Source organism: Erysipelothrix larvae (assembly GCF_001545095.1).
Classification (GTDB): domain Bacteria; phylum Bacillota_I; class Bacilli_A; order Erysipelotrichales; family Erysipelotrichaceae; genus Erysipelothrix; species Erysipelothrix larvae.
The window spans coordinates 17243-38695 of the sequence record NZ_CP013213.1; the positions used below are offsets into that span (position 1 = coordinate 17243).

General features: G+C 37.5%; 23 protein-coding genes. 19 read left to right on the top strand and 4 right to left on the bottom strand.

Features of this window, described 5'->3' with window-relative positions:
* Positions 1-8 precede the first annotated feature (8 nt).
* The gene (gene recR, locus AOC36_RS00080; RefSeq protein WP_067629628.1) at positions 9-602 is read left to right on the top strand and encodes a recombination mediator RecR; all 594 of its coding nucleotides are present in this window, start codon (positions 9-11) and stop codon (positions 600-602) included.
* The gene (locus tag AOC36_RS00085; RefSeq protein ID WP_067629631.1) at positions 602-1471 is read left to right on the top strand and encodes a hypothetical protein; all 870 of its coding nucleotides are present in this window, start codon (positions 602-604) and stop codon (positions 1469-1471) included. Before recR ends, AOC36_RS00085 begins: the two co-directional genes overlap by 1 nt.
* On the opposite strand, the gene AOC36_RS00090 is transcribed toward AOC36_RS00085, so the two are convergent.
* Positions 1422-1979 (bottom strand): CYTH domain-containing protein, encoded by a 558-nt coding sequence (locus AOC36_RS00090; protein ID WP_067629633.1) that lies wholly within the window; start codon positions 1977-1979, stop codon positions 1422-1424. The genes AOC36_RS00085 and AOC36_RS00090 overlap by 50 nt on opposite strands.
* 41 nt (positions 1980-2020) lie before the next feature.
* Between AOC36_RS00090 and AOC36_RS00095 the strand changes: the two genes are divergently transcribed.
* Complete coding sequence (locus tag AOC36_RS00095) at positions 2021-2806, top strand: NAD kinase (RefSeq protein WP_067629635.1); 786 nt, start codon at positions 2021-2023, stop codon at positions 2804-2806.
* Here the strand turns inward: AOC36_RS00095 and AOC36_RS00100 are convergent.
* Positions 2803-4002 carry an FtsW/RodA/SpoVE family cell cycle protein gene (locus tag AOC36_RS00100; protein WP_067629638.1) on the bottom strand — a complete coding sequence of 400 codons (1200 nt, stop codon included), beginning with the start codon at positions 4000-4002 and terminating at the stop codon, positions 2803-2805. The genes AOC36_RS00095 and AOC36_RS00100 overlap by 4 nt on opposite strands.
* Positions 4003-4069: 67 nt before the next feature.
* On the opposite strand from AOC36_RS00100, the gene AOC36_RS00105 reads away from it, so the two are divergent.
* The 5 genes from AOC36_RS00105 to AOC36_RS00125 all read left to right on the top strand — a co-directional run bounded on the left by AOC36_RS00105 (position 4070) and on the right by AOC36_RS00125 (position 11962).
* On the top strand, positions 4070-5614 hold the full coding sequence (locus tag AOC36_RS00105) for a PTS sugar transporter subunit IIBC family protein (RefSeq protein ID WP_067629641.1): 1545 nt from the start codon (positions 4070-4072) through the stop codon (positions 5612-5614).
* Positions 5615-8122, top strand: coding sequence for a DNA mismatch repair protein MutS (mutS, locus tag AOC36_RS00110; protein ID WP_067629643.1), 2508 nt, complete (start codon positions 5615-5617; stop codon positions 8120-8122).
* Positions 8115-9917 (top strand): DNA mismatch repair endonuclease MutL, encoded by a 1803-nt coding sequence (gene mutL, locus AOC36_RS00115; protein ID WP_067629645.1) that lies wholly within the window; start codon positions 8115-8117, stop codon positions 9915-9917. Before mutS ends, mutL begins: the two co-directional genes overlap by 8 nt.
* Complete coding sequence (gene miaA / locus AOC36_RS00120) at positions 9914-10804, top strand: tRNA (adenosine(37)-N6)-dimethylallyltransferase MiaA (RefSeq protein ID WP_067629647.1); 891 nt, start codon at positions 9914-9916, stop codon at positions 10802-10804. The genes mutL and miaA overlap by 4 nt, the downstream gene beginning before the upstream one ends.
* Positions 10805-11002: 198 nt before the next feature.
* On the top strand, positions 11003-11962 hold the full coding sequence (locus AOC36_RS00125) for a hypothetical protein (RefSeq protein ID WP_067629650.1): 960 nt from the start codon (positions 11003-11005) through the stop codon (positions 11960-11962).
* A 93-nt stretch (positions 11963-12055) separates the two neighbouring features.
* Here AOC36_RS00125 and AOC36_RS00130 read toward each other — a convergent pair whose 3' ends face one another.
* Positions 12056-13312: a replication-associated recombination protein A gene (locus AOC36_RS00130; protein WP_067629655.1), complete on the bottom strand. Its 1257-nt coding sequence runs from the start codon at positions 13310-13312 to the stop codon at positions 12056-12058.
* 87 nt (positions 13313-13399) lie between these two features.
* A complete protein-coding gene (locus tag AOC36_RS00135; protein WP_067629658.1) occupies positions 13400-13669 on the bottom strand; it encodes a hypothetical protein in 270 nt (89 codons plus the stop codon).
* A 126-nt stretch (positions 13670-13795) separates the two neighbouring features.
* Here AOC36_RS00135 and dtd point away from each other — a divergent pair, with 126 nt between their 5' ends.
* The 11 genes from dtd (at position 13796) to AOC36_RS00190 (ending at position 21452) form a co-directional block, all read left to right on the top strand.
* Positions 13796-14251, top strand: coding sequence for a D-aminoacyl-tRNA deacylase (gene dtd / locus AOC36_RS00140; RefSeq protein WP_067629661.1), 456 nt, complete (start codon positions 13796-13798; stop codon positions 14249-14251).
* An 18-nt stretch (positions 14252-14269) separates the two neighbouring features.
* The gene (folD, locus tag AOC36_RS00145; RefSeq protein WP_067629664.1) at positions 14270-15121 is read left to right on the top strand and encodes a bifunctional methylenetetrahydrofolate dehydrogenase/methenyltetrahydrofolate cyclohydrolase FolD; all 852 of its coding nucleotides are present in this window, start codon (positions 14270-14272) and stop codon (positions 15119-15121) included.
* Positions 15118-15318: a DUF951 domain-containing protein gene (locus AOC36_RS00150; RefSeq protein ID WP_067629667.1), complete on the top strand. Its 201-nt coding sequence runs from the start codon at positions 15118-15120 to the stop codon at positions 15316-15318. Before folD ends, AOC36_RS00150 begins: the two co-directional genes overlap by 4 nt.
* Positions 15318-16415 carry a redox-regulated ATPase YchF gene (gene ychF, locus AOC36_RS00155; RefSeq protein WP_067629670.1) on the top strand — a complete coding sequence of 366 codons (1098 nt, stop codon included), beginning with the start codon at positions 15318-15320 and terminating at the stop codon, positions 16413-16415. Before AOC36_RS00150 ends, ychF begins: the two co-directional genes overlap by 1 nt.
* Before the next feature lie 37 nt (positions 16416-16452).
* Positions 16453-17796, top strand: a complete 1344-nt coding sequence (gene mnmE / locus AOC36_RS00160; RefSeq protein ID WP_067629673.1) for a tRNA uridine-5-carboxymethylaminomethyl(34) synthesis GTPase MnmE — start codon at positions 16453-16455, stop codon at positions 17794-17796.
* A 7-nt stretch (positions 17797-17803) separates the two neighbouring features.
* Complete coding sequence (locus AOC36_RS00165) at positions 17804-18568, top strand: TatD family hydrolase (RefSeq protein ID WP_067629676.1); 765 nt, start codon at positions 17804-17806, stop codon at positions 18566-18568.
* A 59-nt stretch (positions 18569-18627) separates the two neighbouring features.
* On the top strand, positions 18628-18939 hold the full coding sequence (gene msrB / locus AOC36_RS00170) for a peptide-methionine (R)-S-oxide reductase (RefSeq protein WP_067629679.1): 312 nt from the start codon (positions 18628-18630) through the stop codon (positions 18937-18939).
* 26 nt (positions 18940-18965) lie between these two features.
* Positions 18966-19466, top strand: a complete 501-nt coding sequence (locus tag AOC36_RS00175) for a QueT transporter family protein (protein ID WP_067629682.1) — start codon at positions 18966-18968, stop codon at positions 19464-19466.
* Between the two features lie 164 nt (positions 19467-19630).
* Complete coding sequence (locus AOC36_RS00180; RefSeq protein ID WP_067629685.1) at positions 19631-20464, top strand: RlpA-like double-psi beta-barrel domain-containing protein; 834 nt, start codon at positions 19631-19633, stop codon at positions 20462-20464.
* A gap of 113 nt (positions 20465-20577) precedes the next feature.
* A complete protein-coding gene (locus tag AOC36_RS00185) occupies positions 20578-20955 on the top strand; it encodes a hypothetical protein (protein WP_067629688.1) in 378 nt (125 codons plus the stop codon).
* A 59-nt stretch (positions 20956-21014) separates the two neighbouring features.
* Entirely contained in the window at positions 21015-21452 is a 438-nt protein-coding gene (locus AOC36_RS00190) for a PTS sugar transporter subunit IIB (RefSeq protein ID WP_078055011.1), read from the top strand.
* Position 21453: the final 1 nt, after the last annotated feature.

Consider the following 21453-nt stretch of genomic DNA (forward strand, 5'->3'; position numbering starts at 1 on the left):
GGATGATTATGTATCCAGATAGTTTAGAAGCACTCATAGAATCACTAATGGTTTTACCTGGGGTAGGAAGAAAAACAGCAGAACGCTATGCTTTTCATCTAATCGAAGGAGAAAAAGATGCAACCGAGAAAATCATCGCATCGATTGAAACCGTTAACCAATCACTTACACAGTGTAAGATATGCTATAATTACGCTGACAAAGAAATCTGTAAGATATGTTCTAATCAAAATAGAAATCACAACATTATTTGTGTAGTTTCTTCACCAAAAGACGTATTCTCAATCGAAAAAGCAGGACAGTTCAATGGAGTTTATCATGTTTTGAAAGGGTTAATATCAACCCGAAAAGGTGTGATGCCTGAAGACTTAACAATCAATGAACTCTTAAAACGCATCGATGAAAATACTGAAGAAGTCATTTTAGCACTCAGTGCGACGGTAGAAGGTGAAACAACCGCATTATATGTATCAAAGAAACTCGAAAGCATGAATGCTCCAGTTTCTCGACTCGCTTTTGGATTACCTATCGGAGGGCAGTTGGAGTATACTGATGATATGACACTGATGAAAGCATTTGAAGGAAGAAAAAGGATGAAGTAATGAGTTCTATCGCTACAATTACAGATCCAAGTATGCTAGAATTTCATCGATTCAGAGGCAGTGATTCGATGGTTTTTTGGCGTCTTGGTCTCCGAAAATTCTCAAAATTTGATGTTGGGGACCTCGTTTTCTTTATTGATCGTCGCCATAGACATCCTTATACACAAGAAAAGGGAATTATTGGATTTGGTCGATGTTTCTCAATCAGTAATAAACCACTACATAAAGCATGGCAAATATATGAACAAAAACTAGGTTATGATAATGAAGACCACTTTCAAGAGGCAATTCGATATTATCGAAAAGATGATGACTTATTACCAAAGAAAATACAATGTATTGAACTGGAACACATCGTATTACTTCAATATCCAATCTTTTTAAGTGAAGTGGGTTTTGAAATGAGTGAACGCTTAGAATCTTTTACTTATCTTGAAAAAGGTAAGAGAGATATTACACCGGATGTACTAAATCTTGCGAAAAATATGGGGATAGATCCTTGGTTTGATATGCAAAATAAAAACATATCTATGGATCGATTTGAAATGTTCTCACAAGAACAAGCTATCCGAAAGTTGCTCAGTTTCTTACCAAAAATCGTGACCCTTAAAGATGCGAATATTATAAAAAAATACACAACAGGTGTGTATTTTGAAGGTGTATTTTATAGTTTCGAGTCGAAGAAATTAAGTTTGCTTTATACTAATATCAACGATATCGCAACACTCTATGCAATTTATGGCATACAGACCTATTTAGAAAGTGTTTTGAGTGATTATCAAATAGAATCAATCCTCTATCTTAAAAATCCAAGCAAAACTATTCAACAGGTGCTTCAGGACTTGAATTTATCGCACGTAGAAATTTAGGTGGACTTTCAACATATTCAATATTAAGTTCCGCCAACACACTCAAGAAGTGAGAACGAGCACGATCCTCTTGTTTGTGTAGTTCATATTCCAATTCATAGTCTTTGTGATGTGGAAATTGAGTCACATCCAAACACCATGTTCCGTAAACATCTTTATAAACAAAGCGAACCGTGTTACTAAAGGTTACTTCTTTCAATTCAGATAATCCTACATGGAAAGGAAGCAGAATATCTTGAGCACGTTTGTTATCCTGTTGTTCCCCAAGCATATAAAATTCGTATTCTAGGACTCCTTCTTCTTGGGGTTCTTTTAATGTAAAGAGTGTGGTTTCACCCTCTTTTCGGATGCGACACATGACACCTTGGTTTTGAAGGCGTGTATCTTCAGTATCATAATATGTATTTGATTGCGAGATGGGTCCTTCAAATGGGAAGTGATACATCATCTCTTGATACTCTTCGCGTGTTAGCGCGGTTTTATATTCTATTTCAAGATGTGTTTTCATAGAAATATGATACAATAAAATCAACAGAAAAGGAAGAGCGTATGATACGATTCACAATTGAGACTCGTAGGGATAATTTCTCATACGAGTTAGAGAACACAGTAAAAGACGAATTAAGCAAACGTGGGTGCATTTACGATCCACAAAATCCAGAACTCGTCATTTGCATTGGTGGTGATGGAACCTTACTCCATGCATTTCATCGTTATCTTGATAAAATAGATTCGATATCATTTGTTGGGATACATACCGGAACTTTAGGATTTTCTACAGATTATATCTTAGAAAACATTGAAGAGTTCTTTGATGATGTGACGCATAAAGAGCCAACTTATGATGATAAACGCATTTTAGAGGTGACCTGTTTTGGTAAAGATGGAAGTAAACATTCTTTCTTTGCACTAAATGAAATTCGTGTTGAGAACATTGTTAAGACACAAAATATTGAAGTATCCCTTAATGGTGAATACTTTGAGTTCTTTAGAGGAAATGGCTTATGTGTATCGGGACAACATGGATCGACTGCGTACAACCGATCGATTGGAGGCGCAGTAATTTATTGTAATCTAGATTTACTCCAAGTAACGGAAATATCTGGCATTCATCATCGCCACGCACGAAGCCTTGCTGCACCACTTATATTAGATCCTGACACTATTATTCAATTTTCAAGTGATAGCTTTGAACATGCTTTATTGTGTTATGATCATTTGCACATTCATCTCGATAATATTGAGCATTTAGAAATTAAGCACAACATAAAAAAAATGCGCTTTGCGCATTATAAATCAATATCTTATATTGAAAGATTAAACGCCCTCTTCTAATGTTGATGGGCGTTTTGAATTTCACTGTACATATGGAATGCAATCGCGAAAGGAATCATATACGATACAAGCGAGGAACCACCTTGTGATATCAAGGGAAGCGTAATCCCTGTGATTGGAAGCAATCCAACAACCATTCCAATATTTTGAAAATGTTGGAATATAAGCAATCCCAATACCCCAGCCATTACAGTTCTTTCTCGCATTAAATCACTTCTATAGGTGATATAAGCAAGTCGCAAATCAAGTGAGAAACAAGCAACAATCACAACAACTGCTCCCATAAATCCAAAGTTTTGTGCTAAAACTGCAAAGATAAAGTCAGTGCGTGATTCTGGGTAAACTAAGACTACAGATTTAAGCGGATGGCCTGTCCAACCGGCAGTACCTATTGAAGATATCGCACGGTAAAGTTGGTGCCCTTGATCAATTGAGTATTTCTCGAAATCTAGCCAGCCATAAAAACGATCCAACCGATAGTTGGTTCCAGAACCACCAAATAGTGCATTCAGTGTTTGAGGGTCGTTATAGTAAAGATAAATAATTCCAAAGAACACAACACATGCAGCAGAACCAATAATGATAAACCATTCTCGTCGAACGCCAGACATAAAGAACATCACTGCAAAGCTGATTACAATAATAATTGGAACCCCTGTATCAGGTTGTAAGAAGATAAAGATCAGTGCAGGTAATACATAAACTGCGAGTTTCATTAATAATTTCACATCATCTTTAAAACTAAATTTTGTGCGTTCTTCATTATGTTTCATAATAATATTCGCACCAATCAACAACAATACAATCTTCATAAATTCACTGGGTTGAAAGGAACCAATCCCGGGGATATCATACCAAGCATATGCACCATTTCTCCAAGGAATAAGTGAAGTCGTTATAATTTGTTTGCTTGCTAAGACTTGGAAGAATAAAAGAATCATCAGTATAAAATAGAGTGGGTAAGCGAGTGTAAATAAACGGTCAGTTCCCATCTTCAGAATAATATAAACCAATACAATACTAACCGCAAACCAAAATAATTGTCTAATAATAAAGTCAGCACTCGTGTTTCCATTATTTAATGGAGCAGCCAAATAAATACCGATAATACCAAGCAATCCATTAAAAGCGATGATTGATACGAGAATCCAATCCAATGTGAATTTTTTTCGGCTCTCATTGAAACGATTTGTCATACGTTCCTCCTTTTTAAATTGAGAGATTTTAGTGTATAATGAATGAGTATAATGACGAGGTGCAAATATGAATCGTTTTCAAACATATTATGAGAATTTAAACCTACCTCTTAAGTTAGCGCTTTTTGGTGCGCTGCTTGTTGGTGTTGGATCTCTATTAGGAAATCCATTTATTCATGAAGTATTAAAACTAGATACAACTAATATCACACAAGTAACACAAACCTTGTTGGTTTGTGGTTCTCTTATTTTAACATACTTTCCAATAACAATTTTTGTGAAATTATTGCAATTAAGAACAGACGACAAGAACATGACGATTATTGGTGTTGCATCGTATGCAATTTTCTTGATGGCAATCTTACTTTTTGCGCCACAAAATTTATCCAGTAATTCATATGTTCCAAACATATCATATACCGTAGGCACTACAAGTACCAAACTAATGCGCACAGGCGTGTTTGGATTAATTGGTGTATACTTTATTGTTCGTTGGGTATATAAACGAAACTTTGGAGCAAAACTCTTTAATGTACTCGCAATTTTTGATGCGAGTCTCTTTAGATTTATCTACTGTGCTATCTTGTCCTTTGTTTTTGGACTCTTAATGGCAAACTATTGGCCTGTATTCATTGACTGGATTTATGGTATTCTTCGTTTTATCGCAAGTGATGTCTACAATCCTATGACACTCTTTGCTTTTGGAACCCTCGAACGCTTTACATCATTACTTGGATTGAATGATATTGTACGTGCTGAAATGTGGTTGGGATCTTTAGGTGGGACATGGAACGATTTAAATAATGTCACATTAGTCGGAGATATTAATATCTGGCAAGGCCAACTCAATTCAAATCTTGCAATCCTTGGAATTGGTGGTGCTGGAAGATACTCAACAGCGTTTTATGTATTGAATCTCTTCGCAATCCCTGGGTATATCACGGCAGTATTCACCTCCGTTTCAGATCGTAAACGAAGAACACGATTAATTGGAGTGGCAGTATTCTTGTTTGTTCTCTCAATGTTGTCAGGGATTTTAGACCAAGTAGAACTCTTTATGCTCCTAACATCACCACTGCTTTATCTCTTCCATATCTTTATGGTTGGGTTTGTGAATGCCGTATTAACAGGATTCTCAGTGACCATTGGATTCTCGTTTTTAAATGTACTAGGCGCAGCCAATCCTGGGAACCTTATTGATCTAATTGGTTTAGCACGCAATAACGTAAGCACAGATCAAATTTGGATTCTTGTACTCTTTGGTGCAATCGTATTCTTTATTTACTTTGGTGTTACACGCTTCTATTACAGCAAGCTCGCAATGGATGTATTAAATGTCGGAAGTAAAGACGATGATACCACTGATTTCATCGAACGATTGGGTGGAATTGATAATATTACTGAAATTTCAAGTATGCCAACACGCCTTATTGTAACGTTGAAAGACGATGATGACATTAATGTTGAAGGATTACACCACCAAGGTGTATCACGTATTGTTAAAGCGCGGATAGGATATATCTTATCGTATGGTGCTGGAGCTTACATGCTACAAAAAGAAGTGAATAAACGAATGAAAGAAAAAGATGTTAGTCAGAGTGAGGAATCTTAAATGAACAAGGAAACATTGACACCAATGCTCCAACAATATATGGAAATAAAGGAGAACACCAATGATGCATTGGTGTTTTATCGATTGGGCGACTTTTATGAACTGTTTTTTGATGATGCAATTATTGCATCTAAAGTACTAGACCTTGTTCTAACAAGTCGTGGTGCAGGAAAAAACCAAAAAGCACCGATGTGTGGTGTCCCTTATCATGCATCAAAATCGTACATTCAAAAACTCATATCAAACGGATATAAAGTTGCGATTGTTGAGCAAGTTGAAGATCCAAAAGAAGCAAAAGGCCTTGTACGACGCGAAGTCGTTGAAGTTGTAACACCGGGAACATATCTTGAACAAGACGATTCTGGATTCAGACAGATTGCGTCGTTGACCGAAGACCTTGTTTATGCAACATTTGTTATGTGTGATATTTCAAGTGGATCCATGCGCGCAATCCGCGTTATGAACCAAGAATCCGAAATCATCAAAATCATCAAACAATACTCAATCTTTGAACTCGTAGTTGGCAGTGAATTTAGTGAAAAGGCAAAACAGACACTTCAAGAAAAAGTGAATGTTGTTTTTTCGACTGAAGATGGCTTGGATTCAAAGTATAAACATCAAGAAAAAGCAATTCAAACAGGATATCAACGTTTGGTACATTATCTATTCTCTACACAAAAAAGAACCTTAATGCATTTGAGTGATATTGTGGTGTTAAATGATGAATCATACATGCGCATGGACTATGCAACACTCAGAAACCTAGAACTATTAAGTCACGAATCAGATAAGACATTATCACTGTATTCGTTTGTAAATCGAACACACACAACACTGGGTTCACGTCTATTAAGAGAAGATATTATGCAACCTTTAGTGTCTATGGATCGTATAAAACAAAGACATCATCAGATTGAGACTCTCCAAAACGCACGTCTTGAATATCACACAGTTATTTCTGCATTATCAGATACCTATGATATCCAACGTGTTATAGCACGTATCTCAACAGGAAAATGCAATGCCCAAGACTTAGTAAGACTTAAAAAGACGTTGGGATTGTATCATACGATTTCTGATACACTAAAAGAATTTGAATGTTTTAATTTCATCACCCAAACACCACAACTCAAAGATGTTTATCAATCCCTTGACCAAGCAATTTTTGATGATGCTCCAGTTCAACTTAAAGATGGAAAAACATTTAAACCAAACATCAACAAAGAATTGGATGAGCTAATTACTCTTACAAAAGATGGGAAAAAATGGCTTTTAGAGTATGAAGCAAAAGAAAAAGAAAAAACAGGAATTAAAAATCTAAAAGTTGGATATACACGCGCTTTTGGATATTATATTGAAATTTCAAAAGGACAAGTGCAAAATGTGGACGATTCCTTTGGGTATATTCGAAGACAAACGCTCACAAATGTTGAACGATACATCAGCGAAGAACTTCAAACATATGAAACGAAAATCCTCAAAGCGAGTGATCGCATTTTAGAAATCGAACAAGAACTTCTAAAACAATATGTTGAGTATGTTTCAACCTATGCACACACAATTCATACTATAGGGGATGGCATCGCACGACTGGATGTCTTGTGTGCCTACACAGAGGTGTCATCACTTCCAGGGTATGTAAAACCAACATTTTCAAATCATAATGTGTTAAAGATTGAAAATGGTCGCCACCCTGTACTGGAAGTACAAATGGGAGCACAAAACTATGTCGCAAACGATGCAACATTTAGTTCAAAGCAACTTATTAAAATCTTAACCGGTCCTAATATGGGTGGTAAGAGCACGTATATGCGCATGGTAGCAATTAATGTGATTTTAGCCCAAATGGGATGCTTTGTTCCATGTGATGCAATGGAGTTGTCAATCGTAGACCAAATCTTTACACGTATGGGTGCTAATGATGACATCCTACTGGGTCAATCGACGTTTATGATTGAAATGATTGAGGCACAAAACGCGCTTATGAATGCTACAGCAGAATCCTTGATCCTTTTTGATGAAATTGGGCGAGGGACTGCTACCTATGACGGTATGGCACTTGCTCAAGCAATCGTTGAATATCTTGCACATATTGTTCATGCAAAGACGATATTTTCAACACATTACCATGAGCTTGTTGCACTTGAGAAAAGTCTTGACACGGTAACAAACATTCACGTAGAGGTGCATGAAGAGAACGAACATGTTACCTTCTTATATAAAGTAGTTCCCGGTGGTGCGGACCGTTCCTATGGGATCAATGTTGCACGATTAGCACATCTACCTAATAAAGTGATTGAACACGCAAAAGAAAACCTCGTTCGTTTTGAAGCACAAAAAGGAGCGATAGACCTTGAACGTAAAGTTGTCGTTGTGGAAAAAACATCTGACAGCTACCGCAAAGTACAAGGAATGTTAGCTCAGGTAGATGTAAATCAAATGACACCACTTGAAGCACTCACATTCTTAGCAGAAATACAAAAAGAAATGAGGGATGATAATGGCTAAAATTCAAGTCATGGATGCACACCTTGCCAATATGATTGCGGCAGGAGAAGTTGTAGAACGCCCTTCAGGTATTGTAAAAGAACTTGTAGAAAACTCATTGGATGCCCAAGCAACACACATTGAGATTCATGTGCGTGAAGGGGGTATGCAAGAAATAGCAGTGATTGATAATGGAGAGGGAATGGATGAGGAAGATCTTAAAAACGCATTTAAACGCCATTCAACCAGTAAAGTATCAAAAGCACAAGACCTAAGTCACATACATACCTTTGGATTTAGGGGTGAAGCTTTACCATCCATAGCTTCCGTTAGTATTGTGAATGCAAATTCTCACGATGGCCAAAAGGGACATGAAATTGTCATTGATAATGGACAAGAAATTTCATTCCAACGGTTTGCCCGAAACAAGGGAACCACTGTTCGGATTACAAGCTTATTTTCAAAAGTACCTGCGCGACTAAAATACATTAAGAATGTACGATATGAGTATTCTATTATCGTTGACATAGTTCAAAAATTCGCGATGTCCAATCCTCACGTAAGCTTTATATTAATGAATGATGGTGCAGAAACATTTCGAACCTATGGCACTGGACAACTCAAGGATGTTTTCCTCCAAGTTTTTGGACCAACTATAGCGCGTGATTCAAAATCATTTCAAGGAGAAACCTTCGATTTTAAGATTGAAGGTATTTTAGCGTTACCTCAACATAATCGAGCAAATCGATATGCTCTTTGGATATATTTAAATGGTCGAATGGTACGAATTCCAAAAGTACAAAATGCAATCATCGAAGCATACAAGCGTTATATGCCTCAAGGCAGATTTCCAATTGCAGTGATAAACATCACAGTTGATCCACACCTTGTTGACGTGAATGTTCACCCAAGTAAGTGGGAAGTACGCATATCAAAAGAAGAAGATCTCATTCAATGTGTCCTGAATACCATTGAAAACTCACTCAATACCACAACAGTTACAGCCCGTGTTTTTAAAGAAAAACCCCGGGAAGAACAAGTTGATTTTAAACAAGATCTCATTGAAACCACTCCCGCACCGTTTGTTCCAGTCTTGAAATCAGAAGAAGAAACGCTTTCTGTAACGCAAGAAGCGGTAATTGAATTAAATCATAACAGCGAAGAAACAGAGACTGATTATGAGCCAATTATTTTGGAGGATTTGAAAGTTGAAGAAGATATTGAAGACGTTGAATCATCCCGTATAGAACCCTTGACTGTTCTATCACAAATGAGTGGAAAGTATATTTTGGCGCAAGGTGATCAAGGACTCTATATTATTGATCAACATGCTGCAATGGAACGCATTCGTTATGAATACTATCAATCCATGCTTCTTCATAACCAATACCCGACTCAACCACTGTTGATGCCAGTTCTATTAGAAGGGAGACAAAAAGCACTCTCACGTCTAGGCGAACTCATACAAATCTTTAATGCAGTTCAAATCGATATTGAACCCTTTGATGAAACATCATTAATTGTTCGTGAAATTCCTGCTTGGTTAAAAGATGCGGATGTGAAGTCTTTTGCTGAAGAAATATTAGATACCTTTGAAGAAGAGAAAACGGTTGATATTGAATCAATGCGACGTTTGTCAATTGCAACTTTAGCTTGTCATAGCTCAGTTCGTTTCAATGAGTATCTTTCACAAGAAGAAATGCAACAACTTATTGAAAGTTTGAGACGTTGTGAACAACCTTTCCACTGTCCACACGGAAGGCCAACTTTAATTCTGATGGACCATCATTCACTTGAAAGAGAGTTCAAACGATGAATAAGGTATACGTCATTGCAGGAATCACTGCTTCAGGAAAAAGTAACACTGCGATTCAACTCGCCAAAAAATATAACGCTGAAATCATCAGTGCAGATTCCGTAGCGGTGTATAAAGAATTTAATATTGGCAGTGCAAAGCCAACCCTTAAAGAACAACAAGGGATCAAACATCACTTAATCGATATTCGATCCTACAGTGAATCCTATGATGTCGCGCAATTTCAAAAGGAAGCACGTGCTTGCATCAAAGAGATCCAAGATAGAGGAAAACAAGTGATTGTAGTCGGTGGTACTGGACTTTATCTAAAAGCACTGCTGTTTGATTATCGCTTTAATGATGAACCAGAAATTGAGATTCAAGTGGACGAGGAATCGGATGAGGCACTTTACCAAAAGCTTGTTACTTATGATCCACATGCGGCACAGAAACTCCATCCAAACAATCGTAAACGTGTCGTACGTGCTTTAAGTGCATATGTTAGGACGCAAAAGACACAACAAGAACGCACCGATAATCAAAAAGATATCCAAGTGATTGATGCGGATATTTACTTTCTTACGGGCCCTCGTGAAGTGATGTATGAGCGTATGGATCAGCGTGTTGAACACATGTTTGAGTCAGGGCTTAAAGAAGAGGTTCTTGCACTTTACCAAAATGACACAGAATTCTTTATGCATCAAAGTGCACAAGCAATTGGGTATCGGGAATTTAAAGAATATTTCCTGGGAAATCAAGATCTTGACCAAACTAAAGCATTAATTAAAAGAGATACTCGGAGATTTGCAAAGCGCCAATGGACATGGTTTAGACATCAGATGGATATAAACACGATCGATATCACTGAAGCAAATCCATTTGAAGAAATTGTAAATTCCTCATTCTAAATTTAAATTGAAAAAGATAAAGTTCCCTTCAAACCGAATTAATCGTGTGCAATATGCTTAAAATTTCACAAACGAACGCCATAACTTATACTTATTTACTAAAAGAATGAAAATAGCATAGAAAATCTGTAAAGTGTGGTTTGAAATTACGGCCATCCCTTTGTATGATATAAGGGAAACGAAGGAGGAAGTTTCATAATGAAAAAATTAGCAGGATTATTGCTAGCTTCACTGCTTGTATTAACAGCATGTGGAAGCAATGACAATGATACCCCAGCAGGTGAAACTGCAGCATTGAAGATTGGTACAGGGATTGTTACAACTGAATCTGTAACACCAGCTACTGAAGAAGCAGAGGGTAAATTCTCAATCAATACTTACTACGCAACAATCGTATTAGAAGGCGACAAAATCGTATCTACATACATTGACGTAGCTCAAAATTCAATTTCTTTTGATCTTGAAGGAAATATCACAGGTGAGTCAGTACCAGGAACTAAAAAAGAACAAGGTGATGACTACGGTATGGCTACAAAAAACCCAGCTGCTCTTGCTGAATGGTATGTACAAATTGGAAACTTAGAAGATTGGACAATCGGAAAAACTGTAGCTGAAGTACTAGCTATGGAAACTAAAGAAAAAGATGAAGCACATCCAGCAGTACCAACAGAGTCAGATTTAACTTCAAAAGTTACAATCTCAGTTGAAGGTTACTTAGCAGCAATCGAAGCAGCAAGCAAGAACGCTGTTGAAGTTGAAGGTGCAGTACAAATCTCTACAGCAAGCACAACAGCATCAAAAGACGGTGCAATTGAACTTAACACAAACATCGCTGTAATCGCTACAGATGCAGACGGTAAAGTTGTTCACGCATTCATCGATGTTATGCAAAGTGGAGCTACAGTAGCTGAAGACGGAACTGTTGCTGGTAAAGGAATCCTTAAAACTAAGGGTGAATTAGGCGACGACTACGGAATGGGTAAGAATAGCGATAACGAATGGTATGTACAACGTGATGCGTATGTTGAATGGCTCGCTGGTAAAACAGCAAGTGAAGCAGCTGGAGAAGCTGATCTTCCATCAACAGTAACAATCACAACATCTGGATTCCAAGCTGCAGTTGCTAAAGCATTCTCAAGCTTAGAAAACATTAAGTAATTCAATTAAAGAACGTGGAGACACGTTCTTTTTTAAACTCAAAGAACGAAAAAAAGAGCTGGAGGTATCATAAACCGTCCAGCTCTTTGTGTATTACTTCTCTTTTGATTTCTTTAACTTCTTAATATCGTTGTACCGCTTATACTTCTTTAACGTCTCATAATTATTTGCGTAAGCTTTTTCTTGTGAATTCAAATTCTCTGGGATATAAAACTCACTGTCTTTAAGCCCATCGGGTAAGTATTGAATTTGATACCACAAATCAGGGCGACTGTAATCATACATTGCTTCTGGGTCCATACCTACAGCATTGAGTCTAAGATATTTAGGAACCTGATATGCTGTATTCTGGATTGCTCCAAGTGCTCGGTCAATCGCTGCTTCAGCACTTTTTGATTTTGGTGAAAGTGCACATTCAATAACTGCGTGACTTAATAAAATACGCGCTTCAGGAAACCCAATTTTTCGGCATGCTTCCAGTGCATTTACAACACGATCACACACTTGAGGGTTCGCAAGACCAATGTCTTCATATGCAGTCACAAGTAATCTTCGCTCAATTGAATCAAAATCACCAACTTCAATAAGTTTCGCAAGATAGTAAAGAGCACCATTCACATCACTGCCTCGAATTGATTTTTGGAATGCGCTCAGTGTATCATAATAGTTATCATCGTCTTTATCCATTGAAAGATTTACCGATAACGAGAGCGACTTCATAAGCTCGCGTGTTATGTGTTTACTGTTTGTTGCAAGTGTCATCAGTTCTAAACCATTTAAAGCATAACGCGCATCGCCATTACATTGACTTGCAAGGGTAGTAATTACATCATCATCAATCACGATATCTTCTAAGGTGCTTGAAGCTTTTTTGAGGATGGTCACAATTTGTTCAGGTGTTAATGGATTAAACTCAAACAAATGAACACGAGAACGAATTGCGGGGTTTATTGCGAAGTATGGATTAGAAGTTGTTGCACCAATCATCGTAATGAGTCCATTCTCAATATGAGGCAACAAGACATCTTGAATATTCTTATTCAAACGATGCACTTCATCAACAATCACCACAAGACCCGAACTCATTTGAGCCTCCACAAAGAGCTGATCCAATTTCTTCTTATTATCAGTCACTGCATTAAACATCCGATAAGGACGGTTAAGCGAAGCTGCAATTGCCATAGCAGCTGTTGTTTTTCCAGTGCCTGGCGGGCCAAAAAGAATCATTGAAAACAACGTTCCATTTTCGACCATATGTCTTAAAACGCCATCTTTACCAAATAGATGTTCTTGTCCAATAATGTCATCAATTGATGTTGGACGCAGTACATGTGCTAACGGTTTTCCCATAAAATCACCTACACATATTGTATCACGAAAAGGGCTGTTTAAAGCATCTAAAGCGAGACTAATTATGTGTTGGATCGTTGTTTTATTTTATGAATCTTCCTGTGATTCTTGTTCTTTTGCTTTACGCTTTAGCATTGCAAGATCAATTCGCGCATTATGGATTAAGTAAACATAGATACATAAAATGATATTTCCATATAACAAGACAGTATAAAGCAACCCAAACCCTTCATTTGCTGGATCAATCATATTTACAAAAAACAAAATAATCGCCGATAAAACAATAGAACCGCCACAAATTTTTAGCTTCACTGAACTTGAAAATGTTTGACTCATAAATACTCTAAATTTTATCATCACGAGCCCCCCTATATGGAGATATTGTAGCACATTTGATAAAATCAAAAAAGTTGGTGGATTTTTAGATGATATCGCCTATCATTATATGATAAGGTATTGTAGAATATGGGAGAGGTATTGATCATGAAAATAGTAATTCAACGTGTAAAAAATGCTCATGTTTCTGTAGAACACGAAAAAGTGGGAGAAATCTCAGAAGGGTTTGTCCTTCTCGTTGGCTTTGTAGAAGGTGATACAGAAAAAGATTATCAAAAAGCAGCGGATAAGATTGCAGGGATTCGTCTTTTTGATGATGAAAATGGTGTAATGAATCGGAGTATTATTGATATAAAAGGCGCCATCTTATCAATTTCTCAATTCACACTTGCAGCGGATGCAAAAAAAGGAAATAGACCAAGCTACATTCAAGCAATGGAACCACATCAAGCGAATCAATTCTACCAAGCATTTAATCAACATCTGCGTGGACATGGAATTGTTGTTGAAGAAGGGGTGTTCCAAGCAGATATGAAAGTATCTTTAGTGAATGATGGTCCAGTAACCATTATACTTAATATAGAGAATGGCAAAGTAATCTAGGTGTGGGAAGGTGAAAGAATGACACAAATACTATATGGAAACACAGTAGCAAGTACTGTTAAGGATAATTTAAAAACAAAGGTACAACAACGTGTTGAAGAGGGAAAACGCGTACCGCATCTCGCGGTAATTCTTGTAGGGGATGATCCAGCATCGCAAACGTATGTAAATTCAAAAGCAAAACAATGTGAACAAGTGGGGTTCAAATCAACCGTTCAACATATGAAAACAGATAGCACACAACAAGAAGTGCTTGATGTATTAGAGCATCTTAATAAAGATGATGGAGTCGATGGAATTCTCGTACAACTCCCTCTTCCTAAACATATCCATGAACAAACAATTATTGAAGCCCTCGATCCAAGTAAAGATGTGGATGGCTTACATCCAATTAATGTGGGATATTTAGAAATGAATCAACCCCGATTTGTTCCATGTACTCCAAAAGGAATCATGACATTGCTCAAATCGTATGACATCGAACTCGAAGGGAAACGAGCGCTTGTAATTGGACGCAGTCGTTTAGTTGGAAAACCTGTATCAACCTTACTATTAGGTGCGAATGCGACGGTAACGATTGCGCATTCAAAAACAAAAAACCTTAAAGCATTAATCAAAGAACATGATATAATAGTTGTTGCGATTGGCAAACAAGAAATGTTTAGTGCCGAGGACTTTGATGAACACCACATCGTGATTGATGTCGGAATACATCGAACGGAATCAGGACTACGTGGTGATGTTTGTAACGATGTATATGACAAGGTAACTGCAATTACACCGGTACCCAAAGGTGTTGGACCCATGACGATTGCTAGTTTATTAGAAAATACATATGAAGCATATTCCCAAAAGGAGGCGTTTGAATGAGACCAGAATATGGTATGGGTGATATCGTACAAATGAAGAAACAGCATCCATGCAAAAAATCTGAAGTGTTTCAGATAACCCGCATGGGAGCAGATATAAAAATAAAGTGTCAAGGATGTGGTGCAGTCATTATGCTCACCCGTCAAGATTTTGAAAAGAAACTAAAAAAAGTTGTGAGTAGAAGTGAGGAACATTAATGGCATTAACAGCAGGAATTGTTGGATTACCTAATGTGGGTAAATCGACATTATTTAACGCGATTACAAAATCGCAAGTAGAAGCAGCAAACTATCCGTTTGCAACCATCGCTCCAAATGTTGGAGTCGTAAAAGTAAATGACAAACGTCTGGATGATATTCAAGCGCTTGTTAATTCGAAGAAGGTAATTCCTACAACCTTTGAGTTCACCGATATTGCTGGACTTGTTAAAGGTGCTTCAAAAGGAGAAGGGTTGGGAAATCAATTCCTTTCAAATATTCGAGAAGTTGATGCGATTTTACATGTGGTTCGTTGTTTTGATGATGACGATATTACCCATGTTCACGGGACAATTGATCCTGTTGCAGACATTGAGATCATTGACATTGAGTTAATGCTAGCAGATTTACAAAGTGTTGATAATCGCATTGGTAAAGTAGAACGCAAATCAACCGTAGATAAGGATGCAAAAGCTGAATTTGAACTCTTGAAGCGATGCAAAGCAGTTTTAGAAGAAAACAAGCCAATCCGTATCTTAAGTTTTGATGAAGCGGAAGAAAAAATTGCACGCACTTTCCATTTTCTAACATCTAAACCTGTAATCTATGTCGCAAATCTTGATGAAGCATCCTTGGTTGATCCTGAATCAAATAAATATTACCAAGCAGTTAAAGCATACGGTGCCCAAAATGGTACCCGTGTTATTTGGATTTGCGCAAAAGTAGAAGAAGATTTATCCAGCTTAGAGAATGAAGAACGCGATATGTTCTTACATGAAATGGGTGTTGCGGAAAGTGGATTGGATGTTTTGGTAAGAAACAGTTATGATATTCTTAACTTAAGAACATTTTTCACAGTCGGACCTCAAGAAATTCGGGCGTGGACCTATCTTAATGGGATGAAAGCACCAGAATGTGCAGGTGTCATTCATACAGACTTCCAAAAAGGATTTATCCGTGCAGAAACGTATTCATTTGATGATCTCATGAAATATAAATCAGAACAAGGAATCAAAGAAGCGGGTCGTTTACGTCTTGAAGGCAAAGAATATATTGTGCAAGATGGCGATATTATGCACTTTAGATTTAACGTATAAGGGCATATGCCCTTTTTTTAAAAGGAGGACATTATAAATGTCACATTTAAATGATACGATTGTCTCCATTATCACAGCACTCCAAGAGGCTGCAATCTCCGTTGTGCGAATGAGCGGAAGTGATGCAATTGATATTGCAGATAAACTCTTCACAAGAGATATCCAATCACAACCCTCACATACGGTGAAATACGGTCACATAAAAGATCCCCTTACCGATCAAATAATTGATGAAGTCTTATGCACAGTGTATCGGGCCCCAAAAACCTATACAAAAGAAGATATTGTAGAGATTAGTTGCCACGGTGGTGTATTAGTTACGCAAAAAGTACTTGAACTGTGTTTGACCAATGGTGCACGGATGGCACAACCTGGAGAGTTTACACAACGTGCATACCTCAATGGAAGAATCGATTTGACACAAGCTGAATCCGTGATGGACTTGATTCAATCTGAAAATGAATTTGCACGCGAGCTGGCGATTTCTGGTGTACAAGGACAAATTAAAGACTTAATACAACCTTTTTTAGATCGACTTCTTGAAATTATCGCAACCATTGAGGTTAACATTGATTATCCAGAATATGATGATGTTGAAATGTTAACGCAACAAAGTGTATACCCAAGGGTTAATGCTCTTCTTGCAGACCTTGAAACGATCCTTAAGAAATCACGCAGTGGTCGTATCTTAAAAGAAGGGGTTAAAACCGTCATTTTAGGAAAACCTAATGTTGGGAAATCATCAATTCTTAACGAGCTTCTTCAAGAAGATAAAGCGATTGTGACCGATGTTGCAGGAACAACACGAGATTTAGTCGAAGGGTGGATTAAACTGGAGCATGTGGCGTTACATCTTATTGATACTGCAGGGCTCAGAGATACCCATGATACGGTAGAAAAAATAGGTATTCAACGCAGTCGCAAAGCATTGGAAGATGCAGAACTCGTCTTGATTGTTTTTGATGCATCAAAACCTTTGGATGATGAAGATAAAGCATTATTAGAGGAAACAAAAAACAAAGAACGCTTGATTATATATAATAAGACCGACCTTATACACCCTGTTTTAGAGGAGGGTATTGCGGTCAGTGCCTTAAATCATGATGTAAAAGATTTGGTTGATGCAATCAATACATTATATGTAGAGCATCAAATTGCTTTAAAACAACCAACACTTTCGAATCGTCGTCATATTGCACAAGTCGCTGCAAGCCTTACTGCAATGAAACGTGCGCAAAAGGCACTTGAAATGGGAATTGAATTGGACCTTGTAACCCTTGATCTCAATGAATCATACACTGAGCTTGCATCGGTTATCATGCAGAAACAAGATATCAATATATTAGACGAAATCTTTAGCCGATTCTGTCTTGGAAAGTAGGAAACATATGAATGGTTGGATAGACAGTCATGCGCATATTGCAAGTGATCCACTCAAAGATCGCTTTGATGATATTAAACAAGAAGCATTTGCACACGGTGTCACAAAAATATGTATCATTTGCGGTAATTTAGCTGAAATAGAGTTTGCACTTTTAAAAGCGGAAAATGACCCTATGTTTGATTTTGCAGTGGGGGTACACCCAGGATCAGTGCATGAAATATCGGATAAAGAGTATGACAAAATGATGCAATATTTAGATGCACCACAAGTAAAATTTGTTGGAGAAATTGGGTTAGACTATTATTGGGATACGACGTACGTTGATTTGCAAAAAGCACGCTTAATCCAACAAATCGAGCGAGCCAACGCGAAGAACCTTCCAGTAGCAATTCATATGCGAAGTTCAGTAGATGATGTCCTAGAGACGCTTAAAACGCATCCTGTGAACCGATGTGGTATCTTGCATTGCTTTTCTGAAACAACAACCCATGCAAAAACTGGAATTGAGCTTGGATACACATTAGGTGTTGGAGGTGTATTTACCTTTAAAAACGGTCAAAATGTTCGTGATGTCGTGGATACTGTTCCTTTGAATAGAATTATTACTGAGACGGATAGTCCCTATTTAACACCCGTTCCTTTTAGAGGAAAAGAAAACCGTCCAGCGATGGTTTCTTATGTTGCAGAAGCGTTAGCAAAACACCTCGAAATGTCCCATGAAGAAATGCAAGATCGTTTATGGAAGAACTATTTAAATCTGACTCAATGAGCATCACACAATAAAAAAGGTTTGTGATGATGATAGACTAAGTATGGAGGCGAATCGTTATGAAAGATAAATTAACTGATTTACAATATCATGTAACGCAAGAAGGCGGTACAGAACACCCATTTTCTGGAGAATATGATGATTTTTATGAAGAAGGTATTTATGTTGATATCGTAAGTGGGGAACCCTTGTTTTCATCAAAAGATAAGTATGATGCAGGATGTGGATGGCCTTCATTCACAAAACCGATCACACAAATAGTGGAAAAAGAAGACGGAACTCGATATTGCATTAATTCTGCTGCCTTAAAGTTTATTCCTAAATCAGAAATGGAATCAAAAGGGTATGGCGAATTTTTAGACAAGGTGTGATATAATTTTAGCTTGTGAGGTGGAACATGAAATTATTTGATCGAATCAAAAATCTCGATATAACAACACGAGGTTTAGTAATACAAGGGATGATTGCGGCATTATATGTTGCATTGACATTTGGACTTTACAATTTATCGTATGGACCCCTGCAGTTTCGGGTCTCAGAGTTCTTATTAATACTTGTACTTGTGAATCCGAAAAATGCGGTGGGAATTATTGCGGGAACATTTATCGCAAATTTAATTGGTGCTTATGGGGTGTTGGATATGGTTGTGGGAACACTTGCTACAACACTAGTGTGTCTACTCATGATCCTTAAACAACCACGACTCTTATCGTATGTGTGGCCAACGATTATTAATGCAATCGTAATTGGATTGATGCTTGCTTATTTAGAACAAATTCCTTTCTGGATTGTGGCACTTCAAGTAGGTGCAGGTGAGTTTGTAGTCACAACATTACCTTTTGTTTTGTTTGGAAAAAAACTCCTAGATAATCGGAATGTTAGCCAAATATTTAGTTGAATCACACAATTTCCCACAAATAAAGAAAAATGTCAGAAACCTACTATTGAGTGGGTTTTTTTCTTGTCTAGGGAAAATTTTTTTTGCTTACGAGCCCAAATAGTTGACCAAGTCTTGAAATTTATGTTAATCTCACCTCGTCTTTTTGAAAGGAGACATTTTTAATGAAAAAAATTACAATGATTGTCTTTTTTACAGTCATGGTAGCGGTCTTAAGCGGATGTACAACTGCAAATGCAAGTGTTGAAATTACATATCCAAGCTTAAGCACAACATTAGATGTTCAAGACGAAGAAGCATATAGATTTGAACTTGAAGAAGAAACAATTATGTTGGATGAGCCTGAAACAATAACACGCGACGGAGTTGCGGCTGTATCAGGTGGCGCTAGCTGGTTATATGCAAAGGTGCAAGATGGTGTTCAAGGAACAAAAACAGTATCTTACATGGTTGCATATAACAGAGACGATGAGATGTTGTCACGGATTGAGATTCCAGAAAATGATGTAACAAACTCAACCACACCAACAATCTACTCAAACAACCAGGTTGCGAAACCTGGAGCATATTATACATCATCACGTGTTACACGTTATGGGTATGACTGTGCAGGCTGTAACCAATCTGATAACCGCGGAGGAACTGCTGCGGGGATCGCAGTTGGAAATAACGAGGTACGTCAAAGTGACGGAACGTGGCAAACGGGCGTTACGTATGAAGGGTATTACCTCATCGCTACAGCACAAGATATTCCATTTTGTACTGTAGTTGAAGTCACAAACCACACTGTTAGTGGCAGTGGCATCACTCCAGGAGTTCCATTCAAAGCGATAGTAGTGGATCGCGGCGGATCAATAACTGGTTCAAAAACTGATTTATTTATCGGATCAGAATCAAACCCAATGATAAGCATGGGATCAAAGAAGACCTTTGATGTCCAAATACTAGAAATGCACAATCGTACACGTGTTAATGGTGTATGGGGTTGTGGTGTATAGATAATCACGAAATACCTTGAGACGTAAAACAGTTCTCAAGGTATTTTTGTATTTAAGCTTCACTATGATAAAATAATATCCAGATAAAAGGGATTAGAAATGAGGCGTATTATATGGATCAGATCGACGTACTTGATTTTTGGAATTGTGTTGCGAAACAAGATAAAGTCGCACTTCGATACTTCTTTACAGAAAGTGCAGTGATTCGCTGGCATGCTACAAATGAACAATTCAATGTCTCGGAATATATACAGGCAAATTGTGAATATCCAGGAAACTGGACAGGTGTCATCAAGCAGGTCAAAAAACAAGACAATCAAATAATTACAATCACAAATGTCACAAACTCAGACACAAAAGAGGCGTATTTAGCAGTCTCATTTCTAACGATTATTGATGGGCTCATCAGTGAGTTGGATGAGTATTGGAGTGATATGACTCAGGCACCAAAGTGGCGTCGTGATATGGGTATTGGAAAGCCAATCCATTAAGAGTTTTCATACACGTTGATTTCGTGGTATAATGCAACGTAGAATAAGTGGTGAGACTCATGATAAAAATCTTTATAAGCTGTGGAGGCGGTATGTCTTCCAGTGCGCTCGTTCAAAAACTTAGAAGAGAAGCAGCAAATCAAAACTTAGAGGATATGGTTCAGTTTGATTTTTCTCCTTTTAGCTTAGCCGCGCGCGATTACAGTGGATACGATATCATCATGGTATGCCCTCACCAACGATATAGAGTCAAGGATTATAACGATCGGTTCATAAAGAATGAAATTCCAATTTATGTATTGCCCACACGTATTTATGGCACGATGAAATTGAACACAATCATTCAAGATGCTGAAGATATCATTGAAATCTTCAAGTCAAAACCTAAAAATCCAGTATTCTTCCCTGGTGAAGAAGATCCATTAAAAGTAATGCGCATTGAACCGTTTAATCTTAAAGAATATAACGCATATTCAAGAAAGGAAAAAAGTCATTAAT

What these genes read in the sequence shown, in the direction of transcription:
- recR (WP_067629628.1), top strand. Translation starts at nt 9, where the DNA reads ATGTATCCAGATAGTTTAGAAGCACTCATAGAATCACTAATGGTTTTA.
- AOC36_RS00085 (WP_067629631.1), top strand. Translation starts at nt 602, where the DNA reads ATGAGTTCTATCGCTACAATTACAGATCCAAGTATGCTAGAATTTCAT.
- AOC36_RS00090 (WP_067629633.1), bottom strand. Translation starts at nt 1,979, where the DNA reads ATGAAAACACATCTTGAAATAGAATATAAAACCGCGCTAACACGCGAA.
- AOC36_RS00095 (WP_067629635.1), top strand. Translation starts at nt 2,021, where the DNA reads ATGATACGATTCACAATTGAGACTCGTAGGGATAATTTCTCATACGAG.
- AOC36_RS00100 (WP_067629638.1), bottom strand. Translation starts at nt 4,002, where the DNA reads ATGACAAATCGTTTCAATGAGAGCCGAAAAAAATTCACATTGGATTGG.
- AOC36_RS00105 (WP_067629641.1), top strand. Translation starts at nt 4,070, where the DNA reads ATGAATCGTTTTCAAACATATTATGAGAATTTAAACCTACCTCTTAAG.
- mutS (WP_067629643.1), top strand. Translation starts at nt 5,615, where the DNA reads ATGAACAAGGAAACATTGACACCAATGCTCCAACAATATATGGAAATA.
- mutL (WP_067629645.1), top strand. Translation starts at nt 8,115, where the DNA reads ATGGCTAAAATTCAAGTCATGGATGCACACCTTGCCAATATGATTGCG.
- miaA (WP_067629647.1), top strand. Translation starts at nt 9,914, where the DNA reads ATGAATAAGGTATACGTCATTGCAGGAATCACTGCTTCAGGAAAAAGT.
- AOC36_RS00125 (WP_067629650.1), top strand. Translation starts at nt 11,003, where the DNA reads ATGAAAAAATTAGCAGGATTATTGCTAGCTTCACTGCTTGTATTAACA.
- AOC36_RS00130 (WP_067629655.1), bottom strand. Translation starts at nt 13,312, where the DNA reads ATGGGAAAACCGTTAGCACATGTACTGCGTCCAACATCAATTGATGAC.
- AOC36_RS00135 (WP_067629658.1), bottom strand. Translation starts at nt 13,669, where the DNA reads ATGATAAAATTTAGAGTATTTATGAGTCAAACATTTTCAAGTTCAGTG.
- dtd (WP_067629661.1), top strand. Translation starts at nt 13,796, where the DNA reads ATGAAAATAGTAATTCAACGTGTAAAAAATGCTCATGTTTCTGTAGAA.
- folD (WP_067629664.1), top strand. Translation starts at nt 14,270, where the DNA reads ATGACACAAATACTATATGGAAACACAGTAGCAAGTACTGTTAAGGAT.
- AOC36_RS00150 (WP_067629667.1), top strand. Translation starts at nt 15,118, where the DNA reads ATGAGACCAGAATATGGTATGGGTGATATCGTACAAATGAAGAAACAG.
- ychF (WP_067629670.1), top strand. Translation starts at nt 15,318, where the DNA reads ATGGCATTAACAGCAGGAATTGTTGGATTACCTAATGTGGGTAAATCG.
- mnmE (WP_067629673.1), top strand. Translation starts at nt 16,453, where the DNA reads ATGTCACATTTAAATGATACGATTGTCTCCATTATCACAGCACTCCAA.
- AOC36_RS00165 (WP_067629676.1), top strand. Translation starts at nt 17,804, where the DNA reads ATGAATGGTTGGATAGACAGTCATGCGCATATTGCAAGTGATCCACTC.
- msrB (WP_067629679.1), top strand. Translation starts at nt 18,628, where the DNA reads ATGAAAGATAAATTAACTGATTTACAATATCATGTAACGCAAGAAGGC.
- AOC36_RS00175 (WP_067629682.1), top strand. Translation starts at nt 18,966, where the DNA reads ATGAAATTATTTGATCGAATCAAAAATCTCGATATAACAACACGAGGT.
- AOC36_RS00180 (WP_067629685.1), top strand. Translation starts at nt 19,631, where the DNA reads ATGAAAAAAATTACAATGATTGTCTTTTTTACAGTCATGGTAGCGGTC.
- AOC36_RS00185 (WP_067629688.1), top strand. Translation starts at nt 20,578, where the DNA reads ATGGATCAGATCGACGTACTTGATTTTTGGAATTGTGTTGCGAAACAA.
- AOC36_RS00190 (WP_078055011.1), top strand. Translation starts at nt 21,015, where the DNA reads ATGATAAAAATCTTTATAAGCTGTGGAGGCGGTATGTCTTCCAGTGCG.